Here is a 21,652-nt window from a genome sequence, read left to right on the forward strand (position 1 = left end):
AGAGAGCAAGCAACAGATCCTGTCAAGGCAAGTCAGTCTGCCGCGCAAGGCAGAAATAAAGGAAGGGAAAGCTGTGATCAGATTGTCGCATCAACGCAAACCGGTGCGCCTGGCACTGTCCGCGATCACGCTGGCCGTGCTGGCGCAGGTGGCGCACGCCCAAGGCCAGGGCGGCTCGGTATTCAACGAGCAGTTCCTGGACATCGGCGGCGATCAAAGCCGTGCCGACCTGTCCTTGTTCGCGTTCGGCAACCGGGTCCTGCCTGGCAGCTATCTGGTGGATGTCAGCCTCAATGAAAGCAGCGTTGGCCAGAGCCAGGTCAATTTCGTCGACAATCCCGACGATGCGGCCGATAGCAAGAACGCCCAGGCCTGCATCACCCGCAGCATGCTGGAAGGCTGGGGCGTCAAGGTCGAAGTGTTCCCGGCGCTGATGGCGGCCGGCAATCAATGCATCGACCTGGCAAAAGCGATTCCGGGTTCCAGCGTTTCCTACAATGGCGAGAAACTGCGGCTGACGCTGAGCATTCCGCAAGCCGCCATGAAACGCCAGGCGCGCGGCGCCATCAGTCCCGACAAGTGGGACAAGGGCATCAATGTCGCCATGCTGGACTACCAGTTTTCGGCGGCGCGCTATGATGGTGGCAACAACTTCGGCGGCAACAACGCCGGCAGCACCGGCAACAGCATTACCGATTTCAACGTCAACCAGAGCACCACCAGCCAGGCCCGCAATACCTTGTACGCCGGCCTGCGCGGCGGCTTTAACCTGGGCGACTGGCGCTTCCGCAATTTCTCGACCTACAATCGCGGCCTCGACGGCCAAGGCCATTGGCAATCGGTGACTTCCTACCTGCAGCGCGACATCGCTGCGCTGGGCGGCCAGCTGACTCTCGGCGACAGCACCACGCCGGGCAATTTCTTCGACTCCTTCCAGTTCCGCGGCGTCCAGCTGGCGTCCGACGACGGCATGCTGCCCGACAGCCAGCAAGGCTATGCGCCAACCATTCGCGGCGTAGCGCAAACCAACGCCCGCGTGACGGTGCGCCAGAACGGCTTCGTGGTGTACAGCACTTACGTCGCACCTGGTCCATTTGTACTGGACGATCTGTACCCGACCTCCACCAGCGGCGACCTGGAAGTGACGATTACCGAAGCGGATGGCCGTGAAACCAAGTTCAAGCAAGCGTTCTCCGCCGTACCGACCTTGTTGCGCGAAGGCGTCTGGCGCTACAGCGCTACCGCCGGCCAGTACCGCAACGGCCTGGGTTCGAATGTCAGCGGCGCCAAGCCGTTTTTCATGCAAGGTACGCTGGCGCGCGGACTGGGACGGGAATTTTCGCTGTACGGCGGCGTCATCGGTTCCGAGATCCACCAGTCGGTGGTGTTTGGCGTCGGCAAGAATTTGCGCGATTTCGGCGCTATCTCGGCGGACCTGTCGCAAGCGCATACCAAGGGACCGTTCAACCAGAGCTACGATGGCCAGTCGCTGCGTTTCCTGTACGCCAAGTCGTTCGAGAATTACGGCACCAGCGTCCGCATGGCCGGTTATCGTTATTCCACCGGCGGTTTCCGCACGTTCCAGGAAGCGGCGCAGATGCAGGACCTGCAAAACGGCCAGGTGCTTAACAACCGCCGCAGCCAGCTGCAGCTGGATTTCGCCCAGCAGCTGGGCAGCAGGGGCGGCAGCGTCTACGCCTCGGCGCAGCAGCAAAGCTATTGGGGCACGGACCAGAAGACGCGCCTGATCCAGCTCGGTTATTCGAATTTCTACAAACAGTTCACCTACAGCTTTTTCTATAACAACAGCACCAGCCTGAGCGGACCGTCCAGCCGCCAGCTGATGGTGACCTTGTCGATGCCGCTGGGCGATAGCCGTTCCTACGCCCGCTACTCGGCGGCGCAGGGCAACAACGGCGAAATCAGCCAGCAAGCCAGCGTCTATGGCTCGGCGCTGGATGATGGCCGCCTGACCTATAACGTATCGACAACTCATTCGAACCGCAGCGGCAACAGCGGCAGCGCGTCCGCCAGCTACCTGTCGCAGTACGGCCGGTTCGACTTCGGCCGAGCGCAAGGTTCCGGCTACGGCCAGACAACGCTGGGCGTGGCGGGCGGCCTGGTGGCGCATGGCGGCGGCGTGACCTTGTCGCAGCCGCTGGGGGAAACCATGGCGCTGGTGGAAGCGCCGGACGCCGCCAATGTCGGCTTCGAGGTGTATCCGGGCGTCCGTACCGATAGCCGTGGCAATGCGGTGCTGGCGAACCTGAGCCCGTACCGGGTCAACCGCCTGGCGGTGCGCACCGAGGACCTGGGCGACGAAGTGGAAATCAAGAACGCCGCCATGGATGTGGTGCCGACCCGCGGCGCGGTGGTGCTGGCCAAGTTCGCGACCTCGATAGGCTTGCGCCTGATGCTGAACCTGGCCGACAAGAACGGCAAGCCGCTGCCTTTCGGCGCCAAGGTCGAGAACGAGCAGGGACAAGAGATGGGCATCGTCGGCAGCGAGGGCCAGACTTTCGTTACCGGCGCCAAGGATGCCGGCGTGTTCAGCGTCAAGTGGGGCCAGGGTGCGGCTGAACAATGCAGCATCAAATACCACGCGCCGGTCGAAAAGAATCCGGCGCCGATTCGTGAAATCAATGCGCAGTGCGAATGAGCACGCTATGAAAACAAGGATGATGTCATGAACAATGAGAATGCCATGTCAAGCAGGTGCGCGCGAAAATTGGCGAGCCGGCGTCGCGGCCTGGCCGGCATGCTGGTCTTCATGTGCCTGCTGGCCGGCGCACAGGTAGCGCAGGCGGCCTGCTTTAAAAACCCGGCATATACGGAAAAAATGATCAACATGTTTTTCGGCAAGGTCTATCTGCCGAGCGACCTGGCCGTGGGAGCGCTCATCGCGAGAAAAGAATTCAACCTGCCGTTGCAAGGCGGGCAACTCGACAAGCCATGGAATTGCATCAACGGCGGCACGGTAAACGGCGACATGCTGCAAGGGCAGATGGTGACAGGATACGACCATGTCTATTCCACCAACGTCACCGGCATCGGTGTTCGCCTGTCGCGTTATTTCACCGGGGTCAGCTCCACCTATTATGCCCATACCCGCAGCACTACTACCGATTTCGGTCTCTTCGACGTCAATTCCAAATTTGTCGTCGAGCTGTTCAAGATCGGCCCCAAGACGGGCAGCGGTCCTTTGGCGGCGGGCATCTACACCAAGTATTACAGCGTCGCGGACAATTTATCCGTGCTCACCACGTACCTTGACGTCAACGCGATTACCATCGTGACGCCTACCTGCTCGGTTGACGTCGGTTCAAAGAACATAGCGGTGAACCTGGGGTCCGTTTCCAGGAGCAATTTCAAGGGAGTCGGCAGTTCGGCCGGCGAAAAGGATTTCAATATCAAGCTGAATTGCCAGCGCGGCGAGAATACCCAGAACATCATCGCATTGAACATGGCGGCGACATCCGATCCCACCAACAAGCCAGGCGTCCTGCAGCTGACCCAGGAGCCCGGCGTGGCGACCGGGGTCGGCATCCAGGTGCTGGACCAGACCAGGACGCCGGTGAAATTCACGACATCGACGGTTGCCGACACCAACTCCATCAATGTCGGTCCTTCCGACGATATCCAGTACGTGGTGCCGTTCAAGGCCCGGTACTACCAGACCACGCCCAACATCAACACCGGCAAGGCCAACGGCACCGCAACCTTCACCATCGTTTATCAATAGCAGAACGCGTCGGCTGCCGCTTAAGGCTTAGAGCGGCGCGGCAGGCTGGTTTTGCGCGGCGCGCTGCTGCAACAGCGTGAGCCAGCGCTCGCCGCATTCGGCGTCGCTGATGCACAGCGCATAGTCGGTGACGGTGCGGGCGGCGCGCTCCAGCAGCTGGATGTCGGCTTCGTGCTGGCGGGCGACATGCGGGTCTTCCAGGAACAATACGCGGCGGCATTGCTGGCGGTCCAGGATCAGTTCGGCGATCTGGGCGTCGCCGCCGAGCGGGCCGCTGAGAAAGGGCTTGACCCAGTTGCGGCCGGCTTCTTCGCCCTTGATTTTCTGCGCCAGCTTGTTGAGCAGGCTGCCGGTGGTGCCGGTGGCGCAGCGGAATGCGAACTGGTCGAGCAGGGCGAAATGGCGTTCCGCAATTTCCAGCATCCGCTGTTTCATGGCGTCGTGGGCGATCAGGGCGATGCCTTCCTGCGCCAGGTCGAAGGTCGGATCCAGTGCCGGATCTGGCGCGGCGCCGGCCGCCGTGGCCTCCAGCTCCAGCCATTCGCGGGCGCCGGCCAGCGTCGACAAAAACGGTTTGCCATGGATCACGCATTGGCGTTTCAAGGCTACCGCTTCCGGAAAGATCGAAGAAGGATCGACCGGATCCATCAGGTAAATCACCGCATCCAGGGTGCGCGCCGGATCGGCGTCGACCACCCGCGACACCAGCTTCATCAAGCCGCCGTGACGGCCGTAGGGGAAGCGTTCGATGTGCGGATAATTTTCCAGCAGGCCCAGCTGCTGCATGGCGTCCAGGGTGCGGCCGACCACGACCAGCTGCGGCTTGAGCTGCTGTTCGATGCTGTGGCGGCTGCCGGTCAGCAGCTGCGCCAGCGCCGACTCGGGACCCTGCTGGTGGCTGCGGTTGGCGGCGAGGCCGATCCGGAATCGAGCGGAAGAGGCATTGCGGGAAAGGGAAGATGGCATATGGCGGAAGTCAGCACGGGCAACATTGCACTAATCCGACTTTACCATACCGCCATGCAAGAAAAGCCATGCTCCGGGGCAAAATCGGCAGCCGTAGCGTATTTGGAACTACAATGTCAGCTATGAACAAGGCATTTGTAAAAGAATCCGAAGGCGATGACGACGATCTCGAATTCGGATTGCCGGCGATCCCGCCCGGCACCAAGAATTACATGACTCCCGAAGGCTACCAACGCATGAAGGACGAGCTGTTGCGCCTGATCGACGTCGACCGGCCGGAAGTGGTGCGCATCGTTTCCTGGGCCGCCTCGAACGGCGACCGTTCGGAAAACGGCGATTACATCTACGGCAAGCGCAGGCTGCGTGAAATCGACCGCCGCATCCGCTTTCTCACCAAGCGGCTGGACCTGGCGGAAGTAGTCGATCCAAGCGTGCACCATGGCCGCGACCAGGTGTTTTTCGGCGCCACCGTGAGTTACCAGAACCATGCCGGCGAAGAACATACGGTGACCATCGTCGGCATCGACGAACTCGATCCGCTGCATGGCAAGATCAGCTGGATTTCGCCGGTGGCGCGCGCCTTGACCAAGGCGCATGAAGGCGAGAGCGTGACCCTGATGACGCCGGCCGGGATCGACGAACTGGAAATACTGGCGGTCAGCTACCCCGCACCGCAGTCGTAGGACGGGCGCCGCCCGCCACGAGGGTTTTACCGCTTCTGGTACTGCTGGCTGCCGAACAGGATATCCCGCGCCTTGTCGTCGGTCAGCGGCTTGCGCGCCGAGGCCAGCACCTCGACGCCGCGTTTCACCGCCGGCCGTTCGCTGATGGCGTCGAACCAGGTTTTCAGGTGCGGATATTCGCTCAGCTCTATGCCTTGGTTTTTCCAGGAACGGAGCCACGGGAACGTGGCGATATCGGCGATCGTGTATTCATTGCCGGCCAGGTATGGGTGTTGCGACAACTGCTTGTCGATCACGCCATAGAGACGCTTGGCTTCATTGGTATAGCGGTTGACCGCGTACTCGATCTTTTCCGGCGCGTAGATGCGGAAATGGTGAGCCTGGCCCAGCATCGGCCCGACGCCGCCCATCTGGAACATCAGCCATTGCAGGGTATTGAATTTTTCACGGTCGGTATGGCCGAGGAAACGGCCGCTCTTGCCGGCCAGGTAAAGCAGGATCGCGCCGGATTCAAACAGCGAGATCGGTTTGCCGTCGGGGCCGTCGGCATCGACGATGGCAGGGATCTTGTTGTTGGGCGAGATCGACAGGAAATCCGGCTTGAACTGGTCGCCGGCGCCGATATCGACGGCGTGTACGCGATAAGGCAGGCCCAGCTCTTCCAGCAGGATGTGGATCTTGTGGCCGTTAGGCGTGGCCCAGCTATAGACATCGATCATGGCTATTTCCTTTGTTGTACTGTTGCGTGTTTGGTTTGCATTAAATTTTTGCCAGCCGCTGCAGCGCCTGCTGCAAGGTCCGGTCCTGTTTGGCGAAGCAGAAGCGGACGATGCCCGATTCGCGCGGGGACTGGTAGAACGCCGATACAGGAATCGCCGCGACGCCGACTTCGGACGTCAGCCAGATCGCGAAATCGGCTTCGCTCAGCGATGAAATGGCGGAGTAGTCGACGCACAGGAAGTAGGTGCCGTCGGCCGGCAGCAGCTTGAAGCGGGTGTGCTTCAGGCCGTCGCGAAACAGGTCGCGCTTGCGCTGGTAAAACGCCGGCAGTTCGAGATAGGGCGCGGGGTCCTGCATGTACTGCGCGATCCCATGCTGCACCGGCGTATTGACGGTGAAGATATTGTATTGATGCACCTTGCGGAATTCCGCGGACAGCATCGCCGGCGCCGCCACATAGCCGATTTTCCAGCCGGTCACGTGATAAGTCTTGCCGAAGCTGGAAACGACAAAGGCGCGCGCCGCCAGTTCCGGATCGCGGCAGACTGATTCGTGGCGCGCGCCGTCGAACACCATGTGTTCATAGACTTCGTCCGACAGGATCAGGATTTCGGTGCCGCGCACGATATCCTTGAGCGCCGCGATGTCCGCCGGTTTCAGCACGCTGCCGGTCGGATTGTGCGGCGAATTGATCATGATCATGCGGGTGCGCGGGCTGACTGCCGCTGCAATCCGGTCCCACGGCACCTGGTATCCGTCCGCGCCCAATGTCATCTGCACCAGCACCGGCTTGCCGCCGGCCAGTTCGATCGACGGCACGTAGCTGTCGTAGGCCGGTTCGATCACGATCACTTCGTCGCCCGGATGCACTGCGCACATGATGGCGGTCAGCAAGCCCTGGGTGGCGCCGGCGGTGACGGTGATTTCGGTGGCCGGATCGTAGCTGTGGCCGTAGATTTTTTCTATCTTGGCGGCGATGGCCTGGCGCAAGGCGGGTACGCCGGGCATCGGCGGATACTGGTTGAAGCCGTTCTTCATGGCGCCGCTGACGGCGTCGACCAGCGCCGGATCGCAGTCGAAATCGGGGAAGCCTTGTCCCAGGTTGACTGCCGATTTCTCGCTGGCCAGCGTCGACATCACCGTAAAGATGGTAGTGCCGACTTTGGGCAGTCTGGATTGAAGTTGTGTGGGCTTGGTGTCTGCGCTGGCTGCGCTGTCGGGAATTCTTAAATCGCGGTTCATCTGCTGTCAATCCTGGTGTCTGGATCTGGCATTTTAGCGGTTTGTCCGATACTGCACAGGGCCTAGGCGCCCGCCGGGTTCCATGCCTGCGGCGCAACGATGGCGAAAAGACCGGCCTTGGCCGTCTTGCGCGCCAGTTTCAGCAGCGCCTTGTCCTTGGTGATCAGGGTGACGGCGTTGGCGCCCAGCGCCAGCTCCAGGAATTTCTGGTCGTCGCGGTCGGTGCAGATGGGCAGGCGGATACCGGGGCGCGGGCTCAGCGCCTCGGCCTCCAGGCAAGTGATCAAGGCGTCGAATTCAGCATTGCAGGCCGGCCGGGTCTCGTCGGTGACGGGCAGATGCGAATAATGCAACACCATTTGCCATTCCTGGCGGCAGTCGGCGCGGGTGACGGCTTCGACCGCGCCGCTCTGCAAGGCGGCCATCAGGCCGGCCCAGCGCGGGTCGCGAAAAACAAACAGGTCGAGGCAGACATTGGTGTCGATCACTATGCGCGGTCTGGTCTGGCGGGCCTGGGCCGGCGCCGGTAAATCTAGGTTCATGCGGGTTTCCATCAAACGATAGCGCGCATTTTACCTCGGTTGCCGACGCGGCAAGCGCTCTTCCAGCAGCCGCGAGAAAGTGGCGGCGAAATGGTGCACGTCGCCTGGCCAGCGCGCCGATACGTAGTTATCGTCTTGCACCACGAAGGCCGGGCGGCTGTCGCCGGCGCTGTCGCGGAACAGACCGCTGCTTTTGCGGAAATGATCCGGCGCGTCGGCGGCGACGTCGATAAAGTCGCCGGGTTGCGCCAGCGCTCGCGTCACTTCTGCCTGGACTCCGCGATAGCCGGCGGCTTCGCCTTCTTGTTCGCCGTAGGTGCGGTAATAGGCCGGGTCCCAGAAGCGGCCGCAGAATTTCATCAAGGTCCAGGCGCTGTGCTCCAGCTGCCATGTCAGCGCGGTGGTCTTGCGTCCGTGCAGCGCGGATTTTCCGCTGCGCGGCGAACGGCTGCGGGCGGCCAGGACGACGCCATGGCAGATCGCTGCCACCGGTTTGCCGCTGTCGAAGAACGCGCCGGTGAAATCCTGCAGCGGCTCGCTTTCCAGGTAGGCCAGCATGCCGCGCGCGCGATGGCCGCCGGGCAGCAGCAGGCCGTCGTAGTCGGCTACCTGCAGCGCGGCGTAGGGCAGCGGCGCCTGGAACGCGCCATCGTCTGCAAGCGCGGCATAGTCGGCGCGTGCCGCGGCATTGGCGCGCAGCGCCAGCCCCAGCAGCCTGATTTTCCCGAGCAGCGGTATCCAGCTCCAGGCATCCAGGCCTTCGCCGGACAGCATCAGCGGATCGGCCGCGGCCGCCTTGCCGTCGGGCGTGGCGAATACCACCTGGTGCCCGCGCGAGGTCAGGATACGCCACGAGACCGCAACTTCGCTGGGATCGAAATCCAGGTTGGGCAAGGGGATCAGGACGGTTTTCCGGATTGGATTCATGGCGGTCTTCTAGACGGGGTCGCCCATACGGGGTCACCTAGACAAGCTTCGAGGCATTGCTTATGCTGCGATCCTACAGGGAAATGCCTGGTCTCAAGGAAAAATCGATGACAGTTCTTGCAACAGAACGGCTGGTCTTGCGCAAGCTGACCACGGACGACGCCGGGTTTTACCTGCGCCTGGTGAACGAACCTTCATGGCTGCAGTTCATCGGCGACAAGGGCATACGCAGTGTCGAGGCGGCGCGCTCCGCCTTGCTCAACGGGCCGATGGCGATGTATGAGAGCCACGGCTTCGGTTTCTACATGGTGGAACTGAAAGGCAGCGCCACGCCGATCGGCATGTGCGGCCTGATCAAGCGCGAGAGCCTGCCGGACGTCGATATCGGATATGCCTTCATGCCGGACTTCTGGGGCCAGGGCTACGCTTGCGAAGCGGCGTCGGCGGTGCTGGCGTTCGGCCACAAGACCTGCGGCTTGCAGCGGATCGTGGCGATTACTGCGCCCGACAACCAGCAGTCGATCAGGTTGCTGGAAAAGATAGGCTTGCAGTTTGAAGGATTGCTGGAACTGAAGGGCGACGGCGAGAAAACCAAATTGTTTGCCCGTCAATTCTAGGCCGCCGCCGCTGCGGCGGAAAGCGCGGCAGGCGCCAGCGTGCTATGGTGGCAGTTCGCAATCTCACTCCAGGAGGCGGCAATGAAACTGATCGAGCCGGATGAAATGGATGATTTCCAGGCGATCCTGCGGACGCGCCAACTTCCCGCGGACGACTTCGAATTGCATCAGGTGGATACGACCGATCCCAAAACCGATGAAATCTTCGGGCTGACCGGTTTTGTCACTGTCAGCAGGAAATCCAGCGGACACAAGCAGCAATATCCGATCGGAGACGGTTCGAGCTGGGTGGCCGAATTCGAGCGCGACCTGCTGCGGGGCGCTTTCGGCTAAGCGCCGACGGCAGGGTGAGGCGGCCGCCAGCGCCGTTGCCCTTGTTTCGGTATCATTGCCGATATTCTCAGGTTTATTTGGATGTTCACATGCTGATTGTTTTGTCGCCCGCAAAATCCCTCGATTACAGCACCCCCAGCAAGACAGAAGTCCACACCACCCCCGATTTCATCGACCATTCCGCCGAACTGATCGGCGTCCTGCGGCAGCTGTCGCCGGCCCAGATCGGCAGCATGATGAAAATCTCCGATCCGCTGGCGCAGCTGAATACCGCGCGTTTCGCCTCGTGGTCCAGGAAATTCACCAGCGCCAATTCCAAGCAGGCGATCATGGCGTTCAACGGCGATGTCTACGAAGGCCTGGACGCGCCCTCCCTGAACGCGGCGCAGCTGACCTATGCGCAGAGCCGGATCCGGATCCTGTCGGGCTTGTACGGCGTATTGCGGCCGCTGGACCGGATGCAGCCGTACCGGCTGGAGATGGGGACCAGCCTGGCCAATCCGCGCGGCAAGAATCTTTATGCGTTCTGGGGCGACACCGTGACCCAGGCCCTGAACCGTCAGCTGGACGAACAAAAATCCGATACGCTGGTGAACCTGGCTTCGGAAGAGTATTTCAAGGTGGTGCGGCCAAAGGTGCTGGCCGCCGGCATCGTCACCCCGGTATTCGAGGATTGGAAAAACGGCAAGTACAAGATCATTTCCTTCTACGCCAAGCGTGCGCGGGGGTTGATGGCGCGTTACGCGGCGCTGAACAAGATCCGCGATGCGGAAAAGCTGAAAGCCTTCGATCTGGACGGTTATCGCTATGTTCCGCAGGATTCCGACGGCGGACGCTGGATGTTCCGGCGCCGCCTGGCGGAGTGATTGGCGAGATGCGAATATTGTTGCCTGGCGCGGATTAACTACAAAGGATGAAAAATGGCTGCAACCGAACTTGCCGGATTGGCGGTGACTTACAAGGATATCGCCGCTGCGGCCAAACGCCTTGAGAGCGTTGCTTACAAAACGCCGGTGCTGACTTCCAGTCAGGCCGACCACCAGGCGGACGCCAGCGTATTTTTCAAATGCGAAAATTTCCAGCGGGTAGGCGCGTTCAAGTTTCGTGGCGCCTATAACGCCATCAGCTGCCTTAGCGAAGAGCAGAAGCAGCAGGGCGTGGTGGCTTTTTCATCCGGCAACCATGCGCAAGGCATGGCGCTGGCGGCACGCATGCTGGGCGTGCATGCAACCATCGTCATGCCAAGCAACGCGCCGGCGATGAAGCTGGCGGCGACGCGTGAATACGGCGCCGAGATCATCCTGTACGACCGTGAGCGCGAAGACCGCGAAGTGATCGCCGCGCAGTTGTCGGCTGAGCGCGGCTGCGCCGTGATTCCTGCGTATGACCATGCGGACGTGATTGCCGGCCAGGGTACGGCGGCGAAAGAACTGTTTGATGCAGTGGGGTCGCTCGATTACCTGTTCGTGTGCACCGGCGGCGGCGGCTTGCTGTCCGGCTGCGCCATCGCCGCGGCGCAGCTGTCGCCCGGCTGCATCGTGATCGGCGTCGAACCGGAAGCGGGCAATGACGCCCAGCAGTCGTTGCGAAGCGGCAATATCGTCCACATCCCGGTGCCGGACACGATTGCCGACGGCGCCCAGACGCAGCATATCGGCAAGCTGGTGCTGCCTATCCTGCAGGCATATGTAAAAGACATCGTCACTGTCAGCGACGACCAGTTGCGGACCCAGATGCGCTTCTTTGCCGAGCGCATGAAGATCGTGGTCGAGCCGGCCGGCTGCCTGGCTGCCGCCGCGGTGCTGCACCGGGTGCTGCCGTTTGCGGGAGAGAAGGTCGGAGTGATAGTAAGCGGCGGCAATGTCGATATGGAACTTTTTTCGCGCAGTATTGCTGCTGCGAAACCATTTTCGTGAGCTTCCCTGGGCAAAACCGGCCGCCGGCAGAGCCCATGCCGCCTGCCATATATTTCTTGCCGGTTTGACCGCCTTCACTGCGAGGCGTTAGAATGCCGGGTTATTGAAAACTTGGGCCTCGGTAAATATGCGTCGTAAACTTGTAGCCGGTAACTGGAAAATGAATGGCAGTCTGGTTGCCAATGCTGCATTGCTGGCGGAAATCAAGGCTGGGCTGGCCGCTCCTGCTTGCGACATCGCTGTCTGCGCGCCGGCTCCTTACCTCGCGCAATGCCAGTCCGAGCTTGCCGGATCGGCAATTGCCTGGGGCGCGCAAGATGTTTCAGCGCATGCCGCAGGGGCTTATACCGGCGAAGTCGCGGTCGGCATGTTGCAGGATTTTGCTTGTCAGTACGTTATCGTCGGCCATTCCGAGCGGCGCGCTTATCATGCCGAAAGCGATGAGCTGGTGGCGCAAAAGGCGTTGCGCGCCTTGCAGGCGGGCGTCGTGCCTATCGTGTGCGTCGGCGAGACCCTGGCTGAGCGCGAAGCCGGCCAGACCGATGCAGTAGTAGGGCGGCAACTGGCGGCGGTGCTGGATGTGCTGGACGCTGCCGACCTGGACCGGATCGTGGTGGCGTATGAGCCGGTATGGGCGATCGGCACCGGCAAGACGGCCACGCCGCAGATGGCGCAAGATGTGCATTTGGCCTTGCGCGCCAAGCTGGCAGGGAAAAATCCCGCGGCGGCGGTTGAAGTAAAGATTTTGTATGGCGGCAGCATGAAGCCCGACAACGCCGCCGAATTGCTGGCCATGCCGGATATAGACGGCGGCCTGATTGGCGGCGCAGCGTTGAAGGCGGTTGATTTTCTGGCGATTGTCGCTGCAGCCCGGTAGTTCGCTAGTTCGGATCGAGTGTAGTGCTTCGTAATTAATGAAACTTCATAAACGGCGTCTTTTCGCGCCAGGCGTTGTTGCAAATCCTCGCGATAGTCTCGCTATCGCTCCGGTTTGCGCCTAGCCTGACACGAAAATCCGCCATTTCTGAAGCTCCATTACTTACGAAACACTACACTAGTAAAAATAAAGCATTAACTCTCCTTGGAAATCTATTAAATGAACACAGTATTTAACATCATTGTCATCGTTCAGGTGTTGTCGGCGTTGACGATCATCGGCCTGGTTCTGCTGCAGCATGGCAAAGGCGCAGACATGGGCGCGGCGTTCGGCTCCGGCGCTTCCGGCAGCCTGTTCGGCGCCACCGGTTCTTCGAACTTCCTGTCGAAATCTACCGGCCTGGCGGCAGCGATCTTCTTTATCGCGACGCTGGCGCTGGTATACCTTGGCAATCATCGCTCGGCGGTTACCGGCGGCGTGATGGAAAATCTGCCGGCCGCTTCGGCGCCTGCAGCAGCAATTCCAGAGACATCGGCGGCGCCGGCTGCAGCTTCTGCGGCGGCTTCCGGATCGGCTAGCGCGGCGGCTTCGGCGCCGGCGCCATCGACTGGCAGCGCGCAGTCGAATCAAATTCCAAAGTAAGGCTGCTTTCGCAGTGAAATTGCTGACTTTTAATCCGATTGTGCATTGAACAAAAGTACCAAATCAGGTTAAAATACGCGCTTATGCCGACGTGGTGAAATTGGTAGACACGCTATCTTGAGGGGGTAGTGGCGAAAGCTGTGCGAGTTCGAGTCTCGCCGTCGGCACCAAAGAATATGAGGCCAGCAACGGTTGCCCCTGCGCTGGCTTTTTGTCGAGGAACTTGTGGCGTGGTTTGCCGGATTGGGGGCGTCAGGTTTGGTCATTCAAACCGGCAAATCATTCTGCAAAGGGGCTGCGAGGGAGTAACTCTCTCGTAGCCTCGATTGTTCAAACTACTGGCGCAAAAACGTGAACCTCGAAAATTATTTTCCCGTCCTGCTGTTTATCCTGATCGGTATCGCGGTTGGTATTGCCCCGCAACTGCTGGGTCGCATACTTGGGCCGCACCGGCCTGATTCCCAAAAAACTTCTCCATACGAATGCGGTTTTGAAGCATTCGAAGACGCGCGCATGAAGTTCGATGTGCGTTATTACCTTGTCGCCATTTTGTTCATTTTGTTCGATCTGGAAACCGCATTTTTCTTCCCGTGGGGGGTTGCCATGCGCGACCTCGGTTGGCAGGGCTTTGTCACGATGATGGTGTTTATCGCCGAATTCGTGGTGGGCTTCTGGTACATCTGGAAACGCGGCGCTCTGGATTGGGAGTAAGCCATGTCTATTGAAGGTGTATTGAACGAAGGCTTTGTCACTACTACTGCTGACAAACTGATCAACTGGACCCGCACCGGTTCGCTGTGGCCGATGACTTTCGGCCTGGCCTGCTGCGCCGTCGAAATGATGCATGCCGGCGCCTCTCGCTACGACATGGACCGTTTTGGCGTCATCTTCCGGCCGTCGCCGCGTCAGTCTGACGTGATGATCGTGGCCGGCACGCTGTGCAACAAGATGGCGCCGGCCTTGCGCAAGGTGTACGACCAGATGCCGGAACCGCGCTGGGTGATTTCCATGGGTTCCTGCGCCAACGGCGGCGGCTACTATCACTACTCGTATTCGGTGGTGCGCGGCTGCGACCGCATCGTGCCGGTCGACATTTACGTGCCGGGCTGCCCGCCGACCGCGGAGGCACTGCTGTATGGCATCATCCAGCTGCAAAACAAGATTCGCCGCACCAATACGATTGCGCGCTAAGAGAGCACCATGACGACCAAACTGGAAAACCTGGAAGCCGCCGTGCGCAATGCGCTTGGCGACGACCTCCAAAGCCTGGCCGTGGCCTTCGGCGAGATCACGATCGTGGTCAAGGCTGCGAACTACCTGTCGGCGATGCGCGTGCTGCGCGACCACGCCGATACTCGTTTTGAAGAACTGATCGACCTGTGCGGCGTCGATTATTCGACCTATGGCGACGGCGCCTGGGACGGCGCCCGTTTTGCGGCGGTTTCCCACCTGCTGTCGATAGAGCACAACTGGCGCCTGCGGGTGCGCGTGTTCGCGCCGGACGACGAGATGCCGCTGCTGGCTTCGCTGACCGATATCTGGCCGTCGGCCAACTGGTACGAGCGCGAAGCATTCGACTTCTTCGGCATCCTGTTCGAAGGCCACAACGACTTGCGCCGCATCCTGACCGACTATGGCTTCATCGGCCATCCGTTCCGCAAGGATTTCCCGGTCTCGGGTTATGTCGAGATGCGCTACGACGCTGAGCAAAAACGCGTAATTTACCAACCCGTAACGATCGATCCGCGCGAAATCACGCCGCGGGTGATTCGTGAAGAACATTACGGGATCAAATAATGGCAGAAATCAAGAACTACACGCTGAACTTCGGCCCGCAGCATCCGGCCGCGCACGGCGTTTTGCGCCTGGTGCTGGAGCTGGACGGTGAAGTGATCCAGCGTGCCGACCCGCATATCGGCCTGCTGCATCGCGGCACCGAAAAGCTGGCGGAACAGAAAACCTACCTGCAATCCGTACCGTACATGGACCGCCTCGACTACGTGTCGATGATGTGCAACGAGCACGGCTACGTGATGGCGATCGAACGCCTGCTGGGCCTCGAAGTGCCGTTGCGCGCGCAGTACATCCGCGTCATGTTCGACGAAATCACGCGCCTGCTGAACCACCTGATGTGGATCGGCGCGCATGCGCTCGACGTCGGCGCGATGGCGGTGCTGCTGTATGCATTCCGCGAACGCGAAGACCTGATGGACTGCTACGAAGCCGTTTCCGGCGCCCGCATGCACGCTGCCTATTATCGTCCGGGCGGCGTTTACCGCGACCTGCCGGACACCATGCCGCAGCACAAGGCATCGCTGGTGCGCAACGCCAAGGCGATCAGCGCCCTGAATGAAAACCGCCAGGGCTCGCTGCTGGACTTCATCGAAGATTTCACCGTGCGCTTCCCGAAATACGTGGATGAGTACGAAACCCTGCTGACCGACAACCGCATCTGGAAACAGCGCCTGGTCGGCATCGGCGTGGTGTCGCCGGAACGCGCCAAGGCGATGGGCTTTACCGGCCCGATGCTGCGCGGTTCGGGCGTCGAATGGGATTTGCGCAAGAAGCAGCCGTACGAAGTGTACGACTTGCTGGACTTCGACATCCCGGTCGGCAAGAACGGCGATTGCTACGACCGTTACCTGGTGCGCGTGGAAGAAATGCGCCAGTCCAACCGGATCATCAAGCAATGCGTAGAATGGCTGCGCAACAACGGCGGTCCTGTGATGACGACCAACCACAAGGTTGCGCCTTCGTCGCGGATCGACATGAAATCGAACATGGAAGAGCTGATCCATCACTTCAAGCTCTTCACGGAAGGTTTCCATGTGCCGCCGGGCGAAGCGTATGCAGCGGTGGAGCATCCGAAGGGCGAGTTCGGGGTGTACCTGGTGTCGGATGGCGCCAACAAGCCGTACCGCCTGAAAATCCGCGCGCCTGGCTTCCCGCACCTGCAAGGTTTGAACGAAATGGCCAAGGGCCACATGATCGCCGATGCCGTCACCATCATCGGTACGCAGGATATCGTGTTCGGTGAGATCGACCGTTAAGGCTGCCGTTATCAATTGCTGTTGTTAACAAGCAGTTATTGCCAACGCAGTTATTACCAACGCAGTTATTACCAACGCAGTTATTACCAACGCAGTTATTACCAATTTAACTACTCGCGCAAAACACCGCGCACGAATGGCCAACACATGTTGTTAAGTCAAGATACATACAAAAAAATCGATCGCGAAGTAGCGAAATTTCCCGCCGACCAGAAGCAGTCGGCGGTGATGGCTGCGCTGGCGATTGCGCAGGATGAAAAGGGCTGGCTGGCGCCGGAAACCATGCAGGATGTCGCAGACTACCTGGGCATGCCGGCCATCGCGGTGCAGGAAGTCGCGACCTTTTACAATATGTACAACACCAAGCCGGTCGGCAAGCACAAGATCAGCATCTGCACCAATCTGCCATGCCAGTTGTCCGGCGGCGATCGGGCGGCGGAGCATCTGAAGCACAAGCTCGGCATCGATTTCCGCGAAACCACCGCAGACGGCCAGTTCACGCTGATTGAAGGCGAGTGCATGGGAGCTTGCGGCGATGCGCCGGTGCTGCTGGTCAATAACAAACGCATGTGCAGCTGGATGTCGAACGAAAAGATTGACGGCTTGCTCAAGGAACTCAGCGAGGTAGCCCCGAAATGACCAGCCTGCACAACCGTCATATCAATCCGCTGATCCTGGCCAACCTGGACGGCGACAACTGGCACTACGCCGATTACGTCAAGCGCGGCGGCTATACCGCCCTCAAACGCATCCTCTCCGAAGGCATCACCCCGGAACAAGTCATCGCCGAACTGAAGGCCGGTTCGCTGCGCGGCCGCGGCGGCGCCGGTTTCCCGACCGGCCTGAAGTGGAGCTTCATGCCGCGCCAGTTCCCAGGACAGAAATACCTGGTCTGCAATACCGACGAAGGCGAGCCTGGCACATTCAAGGACCGCGACATCATCCGCTACAATCCGCATTCGCTGATTGAAGGCATGGCCATCGGCGCTTACGCCATGGGCATTTCGGTCGGCTACAACTACATCCACGGTGAAATCTGGTCCGGCTACGAACGCTTTGAAGAAGCGCTGGACGAGGCACGTGCCGCGGGCGCCTTGGGCGACAAGATTTTCGGCAGCGAATTCAACTTCCAGCTGCATGCATTCCACGGCTACGGCGCATATATCTGCGGCGAAGAAACCGCCTTGCTGGAATCGCTGGAAGGCAAGAAAGGGCAGCCGCGCTTCAAGCCGCCTTTCCCTGCCAGCTTCGGCCTGTACGGCAAGCCGACCACGATCAACAATACCGAGACTTTCGCAGCCGTGCCGTTCCTGCTGAACATGGGCGGCGCAGCCTACCTGGAACTCGGCAAGCCGAACAACGGCGGCACCAAGATTTTCTCGATCTCGGGCGACGTCGAAAAGCCGGGCAACTACGAAGTGCCGCTGGGCACGCCGTTCGCCAAGCTGATGGAGCTGGCCGGCGGCATGCGCGGCGGCAAGAAGATCAAGGCCGTGATCCCTGGCGGTTCATCCGCACCGGTGATCAAGGGCGACGTCATGATGGACACCGATCTCGATTACGATTCAATCGCCAAGGCCGGCTCCATGCTCGGTTCGGGCGCCGTGATCGTGATGGATGAAACGCGCTGCATGGTGAAATCGCTGCTGCGCCTGTCCTACTTCTACTTTGAAGAATCCTGCGGCCAGTGCACGCCATGCCGCGAAGGCACCGGCTGGCTGTACCGCCTGGTGCACCGGATTGAAACCGGCCACGGCCGTCCGGAAGACATGGACCTGCTGGATACGGTCGCAGGCAACATCATGGGCCGCACCATCTGTGCGCTCGGCGATGCTGCAGCGATGCCGGTGCGCGGCTTCCTGAAGAATTATCGCGAAGAATTTGAATATCACATCGAGCATAAGCATTGCTTGGTGCCGGCATACGTTTAAGCCTGCGCAAGCAGCGTGCAAAACACTTAGGCAAGAAAAGCAAAAGCCATGGTTGAAATCGAAATAGACGGCAAGAAAGTGGAAGTCCAAGAGGGCAGCATGGTAATGGATGCTGCCAACAAGATCGGCACTTACATTCCACACTTCTGCTATCACAAAAAACTCTCCATCGCGGCCAACTGCCGCATGTGCCTGGTCGAGGTGGAAAAAGCGCCGAAGGCGCTGCCGGCCTGCGCCACGCCGGTGACTGCCGGCATGATCGTGCGCACCGCCAGCGAAAAGGCCACCACCGCGCAAAAGAGCGTGATGGAATTCCTGCTGATTAACCATCCCCTGGATTGCCCGATCTGCGACCAGGGCGGCGAATGCCAGTTGCAGGACCTGGCGGTCGGCTACGGCAAATCGTCTTCCCGCTACGAAGAAGAGAAGCGTGTCGTGGCGCCGAAAGACGCCGGTCCGCTGATCTCGATGCAGGAAATGAGCCGTTGCATCCAATGCACGCGTTGCGTCCGCTTCGGCCAGGAAATCGCCGGCGTGATGGAGTTCGGCATGGTCGGCCGCGGCGAACACTCGGAGATCACCACGTTCGTCGGCAAGACTGTCAATTCCGAACTGTCGGGCAACATGATCGACCTGTGCCCGGTCGGCGCGCTGACATCCAAGCCTTTCCGCTACAGCGCCCGTACCTGGGAATTGTCGCGCCGCAAATCGGTCAGCCCGCATGATGGCCTGGGCGCCAACCTGGTGGTGCAAGTCAAGTCCGGCAAGGTGATGCGTGTGCTGCCGCTGGAAAACAACGACGTCAACGAATGCTGGCTGTCGGACAAGGACCGCTTCGCCTATGAAGGCCTGAACAGCGACGAGCGCCTGACCAAGCCGATGCTGAAACAGGACGGCAAATGGCAGGAAGTGGAATGGCAGACCGCGCTGGAATATGTGGCGCACGGCCTGCGCAACATTCGCCATGAGCATGGCGCTGACGCCATCGCCGCAGTCGGCACGCCGTATTCGACGCTGGAAGAATTGTCGCTGCTGCAAAAAGTGACGCGCGGCCTGGGTTCGGAAAACATCGATTTCCGCCTGCGCCAGTCAGACTTCGCACTGGATGGCAAAGTCATGCCATGGCTGGGCATGTCGATCAACGAATTCGCGCAGCTGGACCGCACTTTCATCATCGGCTCGTTCCTGCGCAAGGATCATCCGCTGCTGTCGGCACGGCTGCGCCTGGGCATCAAGCGCGGCGCCAAGCTGAGCATCCTGCACGCCACCGACGACGACCTGCTGATGCCGGTCGCCAACAAGATGATCGTGGCGCCGTCGGCCTGGCTGTCGGCGCTGGGACAGGTGGCAGCCGCCGTGGCGCAAGCCAAGGGCGTAGCCGCGCCTGCCGGTTTCGAAAATGCCGAAATTTCGGCTGAAGCCAAGCAAACCGCCGCCAGCCTGCTGTCCGGCGAATCCAAGGCAGTATTGCTGGGCAACGCTGCCGCGCAGCATCCGCAAGCTTCGCAACTGCACGCAGTGGCGCAGTGGATTGCAGAGCAGGCCGGCGCCAAGTTCGGTTACCTGACCGAAGCCGGCAACACCGTCGGCGGCTACTGGGCCAACGCCCTGCCTGCCGCAGGCAAGGGCCGTAATGCACAACAGATTTTCGCGCAGCCGCACAAAGCGTATGTGCTGCTGAACGCCGAGCCGGAACTGGACAGTTTCGACCCGCAAACTGCGGTTGCAGCGCTGAAGCAAGCCGAGATGGTTGTGACCCTGTCGGCTTATAAGCACGGTGCTGAATACTCCGACGTGCTGCTGCCGATCGCGCCGTTCACCGAAACCTCCGGCACTTTCGTCAACTGCGAAGGCCGCGCCCAAAGCTTTAACGGCACCGTCCGGCCAATGGGCGACGCCCGTCCGGCATGGAAGGTGCTGCGCGTGCTGGGCAACCTGCTGGGCTTGCCTGGTTTTGACTACGATACTTCCGAAGCGATTCGCGATGAAGTGCTGGGTACCGGCGAAGTCGCCGAAGCCAACCTGGCCGCACGCCTGAACAACTTCAGCGACCTGGCTCCGCAGGCTGCGGCCCAGGCCGTCAACGGCGCGCTGGAGCGCATCGCCGATGTGCCTATCTATTTTGGCGATGCAGTGGTGCGCCGTGCGGCTTCGCTGCAGGAAACCGTTGACGGCCAGGCGCCGCAGGCATGGCTGTCGGCCGCACTGGCTGCAAAACTGGGTATCGCCGCCGGCGATCGCGTCAACCTCAAACAAGGGCAGGGCGCTGCCGCGCTGACAGCGGCGATCGATCCTGCGCTGCCGGAAAATGTGGTGCGGGTAGCCGCTGCGCATGCCTCGACCTCGGCCCTGGGCGGGATGTTTGGTTCTATCGTAGTGGAGAAAGCATGATGGATCACTTCATCGCCGCCATCAATGCCACCGGCGCCGACTGGTTCGGCTTCATCTGGCCGCTGGTCTGGAACCTGATCAAGATCGTCGTCGTGGTCGTGCCGCTGCTGCTGTGCGTGGCCTACATGACTTACTGGGAACGCAAGCTGATCGGCTGGATGCATATCCGCCTCGGCCCTAACCGCGTCGGCCCGGCCGGTTTGCTGCAACCTATCGCGGACGCCCTCAAACTGCTGCTGAAGGAAGTCACGCTGCCGGCGCGCGCCAACAAGGTACTGTTCTTCATTGCCCCGATCATGACCATCATGCCGGCGCTGGCCGCCTGGGCAGTGGTGCCGTTCGGTCCGGAAACCGTGCTGGCCAACGTCAACGCCGGCCTGCTGTTCGTGATGGCGATCACTTCGATGGAAGTCTACGGCGTGATCATCGCCGGCTGGGCTTCCAACTCCAAGTACGCCTTCCTCGGCGCGATGCGCGCTTCGGCGCAGATGGTGTCCTACGAGATTGCCATGGGTTTTGCGCTGGTCATCGTGCTGATGGTGTCCGGCAGCCTGAACCTGATCGATATCGTGATGGCGCAAAGCAAGGGCTACTTCTACGACCACGGCGTCGGTTTCCTGTCGTGGAACTGGCTGTCCCTGCTGCCGGTGTTCCTGATTTACTTTATCTCGGGCATCGCTGAAACCAACCGCCATCCGTTCGACGTGGTGGAAGGCGAATCGGAAATCGTTGCCGGCCACATGATCGAATACTCGGGCATGTCGTTCGCGATGTTCTTCCTGGCCGAATACGCCAACATGATCCTGGTCTCCATCCTGACCACGCTGCTGTTCATGGGCGGCTGGGCTTCGCCGCTGGCGATGCTGGACTGGATCCCGGGCTGGATCTGGCTCGGCGCCAAGACCTTCTTCATGCTGTCGGTGTTTATCTGGGTGCGTGCCTCGTTCCCGCGTTATCGCTATGACCAGATCATGCGTCTCGGCTGGAAAGTATTCATCCCCTTGATTCTCGCCTACCTGGTGATAGTCGCTGCCTGGATTCAAAGTCCATGGAATATCTGGAAGTAATGGAAG

The 21,652-nt window shown here is 60.5% G+C and carries 22 protein-coding genes and 1 tRNA gene; 18 read left to right on the top strand and 5 right to left on the bottom strand.

All coding sequences use genetic code 11. The features are described from left to right. Nucleotides 1-73 precede the first annotated feature (73 nt). Both AC07RZ_RS01115 and AC07RZ_RS01120 read left to right on the top strand, forming a co-directional pair. Complete coding sequence (locus AC07RZ_RS01115; protein WP_494666580.1) at nucleotides 74-2,659, top strand: fimbria/pilus outer membrane usher protein; 2,586 nt, start codon at nucleotides 74-76, stop codon at nucleotides 2,657-2,659. 27 nt (nucleotides 2,660-2,686) lie between these two features. Then, on the top strand, nucleotides 2,687-3,742 hold the full coding sequence (locus AC07RZ_RS01120; protein WP_494666581.1) for a fimbrial protein: 1,056 nt from the start codon (nucleotides 2,687-2,689) through the stop codon (nucleotides 3,740-3,742). Between the two features lie 27 nt (nucleotides 3,743-3,769). Here the strand turns inward: AC07RZ_RS01120 and AC07RZ_RS01125 are convergent, their stop codons facing one another. Continuing rightward, nucleotides 3,770-4,708: a methylglyoxal synthase gene (locus AC07RZ_RS01125; protein ID WP_494666582.1), complete on the bottom strand. Its 939-nt coding sequence runs from the start codon at nucleotides 4,706-4,708 to the stop codon at nucleotides 3,770-3,772. 122 nt (nucleotides 4,709-4,830) lie between these two features. On the opposite strand from AC07RZ_RS01125, the gene greB reads away from it, so the two are divergent. After that, a complete protein-coding gene (gene greB / locus AC07RZ_RS01130; RefSeq protein ID WP_092399644.1) occupies nucleotides 4,831-5,391 on the top strand; it encodes a transcription elongation factor GreB in 561 nt (186 codons plus the stop codon). Nucleotides 5,392-5,417: 26 nt separating this feature from the next. Here greB and AC07RZ_RS01135 read toward each other — a convergent pair whose 3' ends face one another. The 4 genes from AC07RZ_RS01135 to AC07RZ_RS01150 all read right to left on the bottom strand — a co-directional run bounded on the left by AC07RZ_RS01135 (nucleotide 5,418) and on the right by AC07RZ_RS01150 (nucleotide 8,822). Further along, nucleotides 5,418-6,110, bottom strand: a complete 693-nt coding sequence (locus AC07RZ_RS01135; RefSeq protein ID WP_494666583.1) for a glutathione binding-like protein — start codon at nucleotides 6,108-6,110, stop codon at nucleotides 5,418-5,420. Between the two features lie 40 nt (nucleotides 6,111-6,150). Further along, nucleotides 6,151-7,353, bottom strand: a complete 1,203-nt coding sequence (locus tag AC07RZ_RS01140) for a pyridoxal phosphate-dependent aminotransferase (RefSeq protein WP_494666584.1) — start codon at nucleotides 7,351-7,353, stop codon at nucleotides 6,151-6,153. A 62-nt stretch (nucleotides 7,354-7,415) separates the two neighbouring features. Further along, nucleotides 7,416-7,895, bottom strand: a complete 480-nt coding sequence (locus AC07RZ_RS01145; protein WP_494666585.1) for a putative toxin-antitoxin system toxin component, PIN family — start codon at nucleotides 7,893-7,895, stop codon at nucleotides 7,416-7,418. A gap of 30 nt (nucleotides 7,896-7,925) precedes the next feature. Beyond that, nucleotides 7,926-8,822 carry a type 1 glutamine amidotransferase domain-containing protein gene (locus AC07RZ_RS01150; RefSeq protein WP_494666586.1) on the bottom strand — a complete coding sequence of 299 codons (897 nt, stop codon included), beginning with the start codon at nucleotides 8,820-8,822 and terminating at the stop codon, nucleotides 7,926-7,928. A 107-nt stretch (nucleotides 8,823-8,929) separates the two neighbouring features. Between AC07RZ_RS01150 and AC07RZ_RS01155 the strand changes: the two genes are divergently transcribed. The 15 genes from AC07RZ_RS01155 (at nucleotide 8,930) to nuoH (ending at nucleotide 21,646) form a co-directional block, all read left to right on the top strand. Continuing rightward, nucleotides 8,930-9,439 (top strand): GNAT family N-acetyltransferase, encoded by a 510-nt coding sequence (locus tag AC07RZ_RS01155; RefSeq protein WP_186450393.1) that lies wholly within the window; start codon nucleotides 8,930-8,932, stop codon nucleotides 9,437-9,439. Nucleotides 9,440-9,520: 81 nt separating this feature from the next. Then, nucleotides 9,521-9,772, top strand: a complete 252-nt coding sequence (locus AC07RZ_RS01160) for a transcriptional regulator (RefSeq protein ID WP_494666587.1) — start codon at nucleotides 9,521-9,523, stop codon at nucleotides 9,770-9,772. A gap of 89 nt (nucleotides 9,773-9,861) precedes the next feature. Next, nucleotides 9,862-10,638, top strand: coding sequence for a peroxide stress protein YaaA (gene yaaA, locus AC07RZ_RS01165; RefSeq protein ID WP_144736019.1), 777 nt, complete (start codon nucleotides 9,862-9,864; stop codon nucleotides 10,636-10,638). 54 nt (nucleotides 10,639-10,692) lie between these two features. Beyond that, nucleotides 10,693-11,688: a threo-3-hydroxy-L-aspartate ammonia-lyase gene (locus tag AC07RZ_RS01170; RefSeq protein WP_494666588.1), complete on the top strand. Its 996-nt coding sequence runs from the start codon at nucleotides 10,693-10,695 to the stop codon at nucleotides 11,686-11,688. A gap of 127 nt (nucleotides 11,689-11,815) precedes the next feature. Continuing rightward, a complete protein-coding gene (gene tpiA, locus AC07RZ_RS01175; RefSeq protein WP_494666589.1) occupies nucleotides 11,816-12,565 on the top strand; it encodes a triose-phosphate isomerase in 750 nt (249 codons plus the stop codon). A 219-nt stretch (nucleotides 12,566-12,784) separates the two neighbouring features. After that, nucleotides 12,785-13,207 carry a preprotein translocase subunit SecG gene (gene secG, locus AC07RZ_RS01180; protein ID WP_144736022.1) on the top strand — a complete coding sequence of 141 codons (423 nt, stop codon included), beginning with the start codon at nucleotides 12,785-12,787 and terminating at the stop codon, nucleotides 13,205-13,207. Nucleotides 13,208-13,292: 85 nt separating this feature from the next. Further along, nucleotides 13,293-13,377: transfer RNA gene (locus AC07RZ_RS01185), tRNA-Leu, on the top strand. 181 nt (nucleotides 13,378-13,558) lie between these two features. Continuing rightward, nucleotides 13,559-13,918 carry an NADH-quinone oxidoreductase subunit A gene (locus AC07RZ_RS01190; protein ID WP_092399622.1) on the top strand — a complete coding sequence of 120 codons (360 nt, stop codon included), beginning with the start codon at nucleotides 13,559-13,561 and terminating at the stop codon, nucleotides 13,916-13,918. Between the two features lie 3 nt (nucleotides 13,919-13,921). Continuing rightward, nucleotides 13,922-14,398 carry a NuoB/complex I 20 kDa subunit family protein gene (locus tag AC07RZ_RS01195; RefSeq protein WP_014005578.1) on the top strand — a complete coding sequence of 159 codons (477 nt, stop codon included), beginning with the start codon at nucleotides 13,922-13,924 and terminating at the stop codon, nucleotides 14,396-14,398. A 9-nt stretch (nucleotides 14,399-14,407) separates the two neighbouring features. Next, nucleotides 14,408-15,004: an NADH-quinone oxidoreductase subunit C gene (locus AC07RZ_RS01200; protein ID WP_092399620.1), complete on the top strand. Its 597-nt coding sequence runs from the start codon at nucleotides 14,408-14,410 to the stop codon at nucleotides 15,002-15,004. Further along, complete coding sequence (locus AC07RZ_RS01205; protein WP_092399618.1) at nucleotides 15,004-16,257, top strand: NADH-quinone oxidoreductase subunit D; 1,254 nt, start codon at nucleotides 15,004-15,006, stop codon at nucleotides 16,255-16,257. Before AC07RZ_RS01200 ends, AC07RZ_RS01205 begins: the two co-directional genes overlap by 1 nt. Before the next feature lie 147 nt (nucleotides 16,258-16,404). Continuing rightward, entirely contained in the window at nucleotides 16,405-16,896 is a 492-nt protein-coding gene (nuoE, locus tag AC07RZ_RS01210) for an NADH-quinone oxidoreductase subunit NuoE (protein ID WP_092399702.1), read from the top strand. After that, nucleotides 16,893-18,188 carry an NADH-quinone oxidoreductase subunit NuoF gene (gene nuoF / locus AC07RZ_RS01215; RefSeq protein ID WP_014005582.1) on the top strand — a complete coding sequence of 432 codons (1,296 nt, stop codon included), beginning with the start codon at nucleotides 16,893-16,895 and terminating at the stop codon, nucleotides 18,186-18,188. The genes nuoE and nuoF overlap by 4 nt, the downstream gene beginning before the upstream one ends. Nucleotides 18,189-18,236: 48 nt before the next feature. Then, entirely contained in the window at nucleotides 18,237-20,579 is a 2,343-nt protein-coding gene (gene nuoG, locus AC07RZ_RS01220) for an NADH-quinone oxidoreductase subunit NuoG (protein ID WP_494666590.1), read from the top strand. After that, nucleotides 20,579-21,646 (top strand): NADH-quinone oxidoreductase subunit NuoH, encoded by a 1,068-nt coding sequence (nuoH, locus tag AC07RZ_RS01225; protein ID WP_494666776.1) that lies wholly within the window; start codon nucleotides 20,579-20,581, stop codon nucleotides 21,644-21,646. The genes nuoG and nuoH overlap by 1 nt, the downstream gene beginning before the upstream one ends. The last annotated feature ends 6 nt before the right edge of the window (nucleotides 21,647-21,652 follow it).

This window comes from Collimonas sp. GW821-FHT07E08 (assembly GCF_059418905.1).

Excerpts from the sequence above, each read along its gene's own strand:
- AC07RZ_RS01120 (WP_494666581.1), top strand. The coding sequence starts at position 2,687 with ATGAACAATGAGAATGCCATGTCAAGCAGGTGCGCGCGAAAATTGGCG.
- AC07RZ_RS01125 (WP_494666582.1), bottom strand. The coding sequence starts at position 4,708 with ATGCCATCTTCCCTTTCCCGCAATGCCTCTTCCGCTCGATTCCGGATC.
- greB (WP_092399644.1), top strand. The coding sequence starts at position 4,831 with ATGAACAAGGCATTTGTAAAAGAATCCGAAGGCGATGACGACGATCTC.
- AC07RZ_RS01135 (WP_494666583.1), bottom strand. The coding sequence starts at position 6,110 with ATGATCGATGTCTATAGCTGGGCCACGCCTAACGGCCACAAGATCCAC.
- AC07RZ_RS01140 (WP_494666584.1), bottom strand. The coding sequence starts at position 7,353 with ATGAACCGCGATTTAAGAATTCCCGACAGCGCAGCCAGCGCAGACACC.
- AC07RZ_RS01145 (WP_494666585.1), bottom strand. The coding sequence starts at position 7,895 with ATGAACCTAGATTTACCGGCGCCGGCCCAGGCCCGCCAGACCAGACCG.
- AC07RZ_RS01150 (WP_494666586.1), bottom strand. The coding sequence starts at position 8,822 with ATGAATCCAATCCGGAAAACCGTCCTGATCCCCTTGCCCAACCTGGAT.
- AC07RZ_RS01155 (WP_186450393.1), top strand. The coding sequence starts at position 8,930 with ATGACAGTTCTTGCAACAGAACGGCTGGTCTTGCGCAAGCTGACCACG.
- AC07RZ_RS01160 (WP_494666587.1), top strand. The coding sequence starts at position 9,521 with ATGAAACTGATCGAGCCGGATGAAATGGATGATTTCCAGGCGATCCTG.
- yaaA (WP_144736019.1), top strand. The coding sequence starts at position 9,862 with ATGCTGATTGTTTTGTCGCCCGCAAAATCCCTCGATTACAGCACCCCC.
- AC07RZ_RS01170 (WP_494666588.1), top strand. The coding sequence starts at position 10,693 with ATGGCTGCAACCGAACTTGCCGGATTGGCGGTGACTTACAAGGATATC.
- tpiA (WP_494666589.1), top strand. The coding sequence starts at position 11,816 with ATGCGTCGTAAACTTGTAGCCGGTAACTGGAAAATGAATGGCAGTCTG.
- secG (WP_144736022.1), top strand. The coding sequence starts at position 12,785 with ATGAACACAGTATTTAACATCATTGTCATCGTTCAGGTGTTGTCGGCG.
- AC07RZ_RS01195 (WP_014005578.1), top strand. The coding sequence starts at position 13,922 with ATGTCTATTGAAGGTGTATTGAACGAAGGCTTTGTCACTACTACTGCT.
- AC07RZ_RS01200 (WP_092399620.1), top strand. The coding sequence starts at position 14,408 with ATGACGACCAAACTGGAAAACCTGGAAGCCGCCGTGCGCAATGCGCTT.
- AC07RZ_RS01205 (WP_092399618.1), top strand. The coding sequence starts at position 15,004 with ATGGCAGAAATCAAGAACTACACGCTGAACTTCGGCCCGCAGCATCCG.
- nuoE (WP_092399702.1), top strand. The coding sequence starts at position 16,405 with ATGTTGTTAAGTCAAGATACATACAAAAAAATCGATCGCGAAGTAGCG.
- nuoF (WP_014005582.1), top strand. The coding sequence starts at position 16,893 with ATGACCAGCCTGCACAACCGTCATATCAATCCGCTGATCCTGGCCAAC.
- nuoG (WP_494666590.1), top strand. The coding sequence starts at position 18,237 with ATGGTTGAAATCGAAATAGACGGCAAGAAAGTGGAAGTCCAAGAGGGC.
- nuoH (WP_494666776.1), top strand. The coding sequence starts at position 20,579 with ATGGATCACTTCATCGCCGCCATCAATGCCACCGGCGCCGACTGGTTC.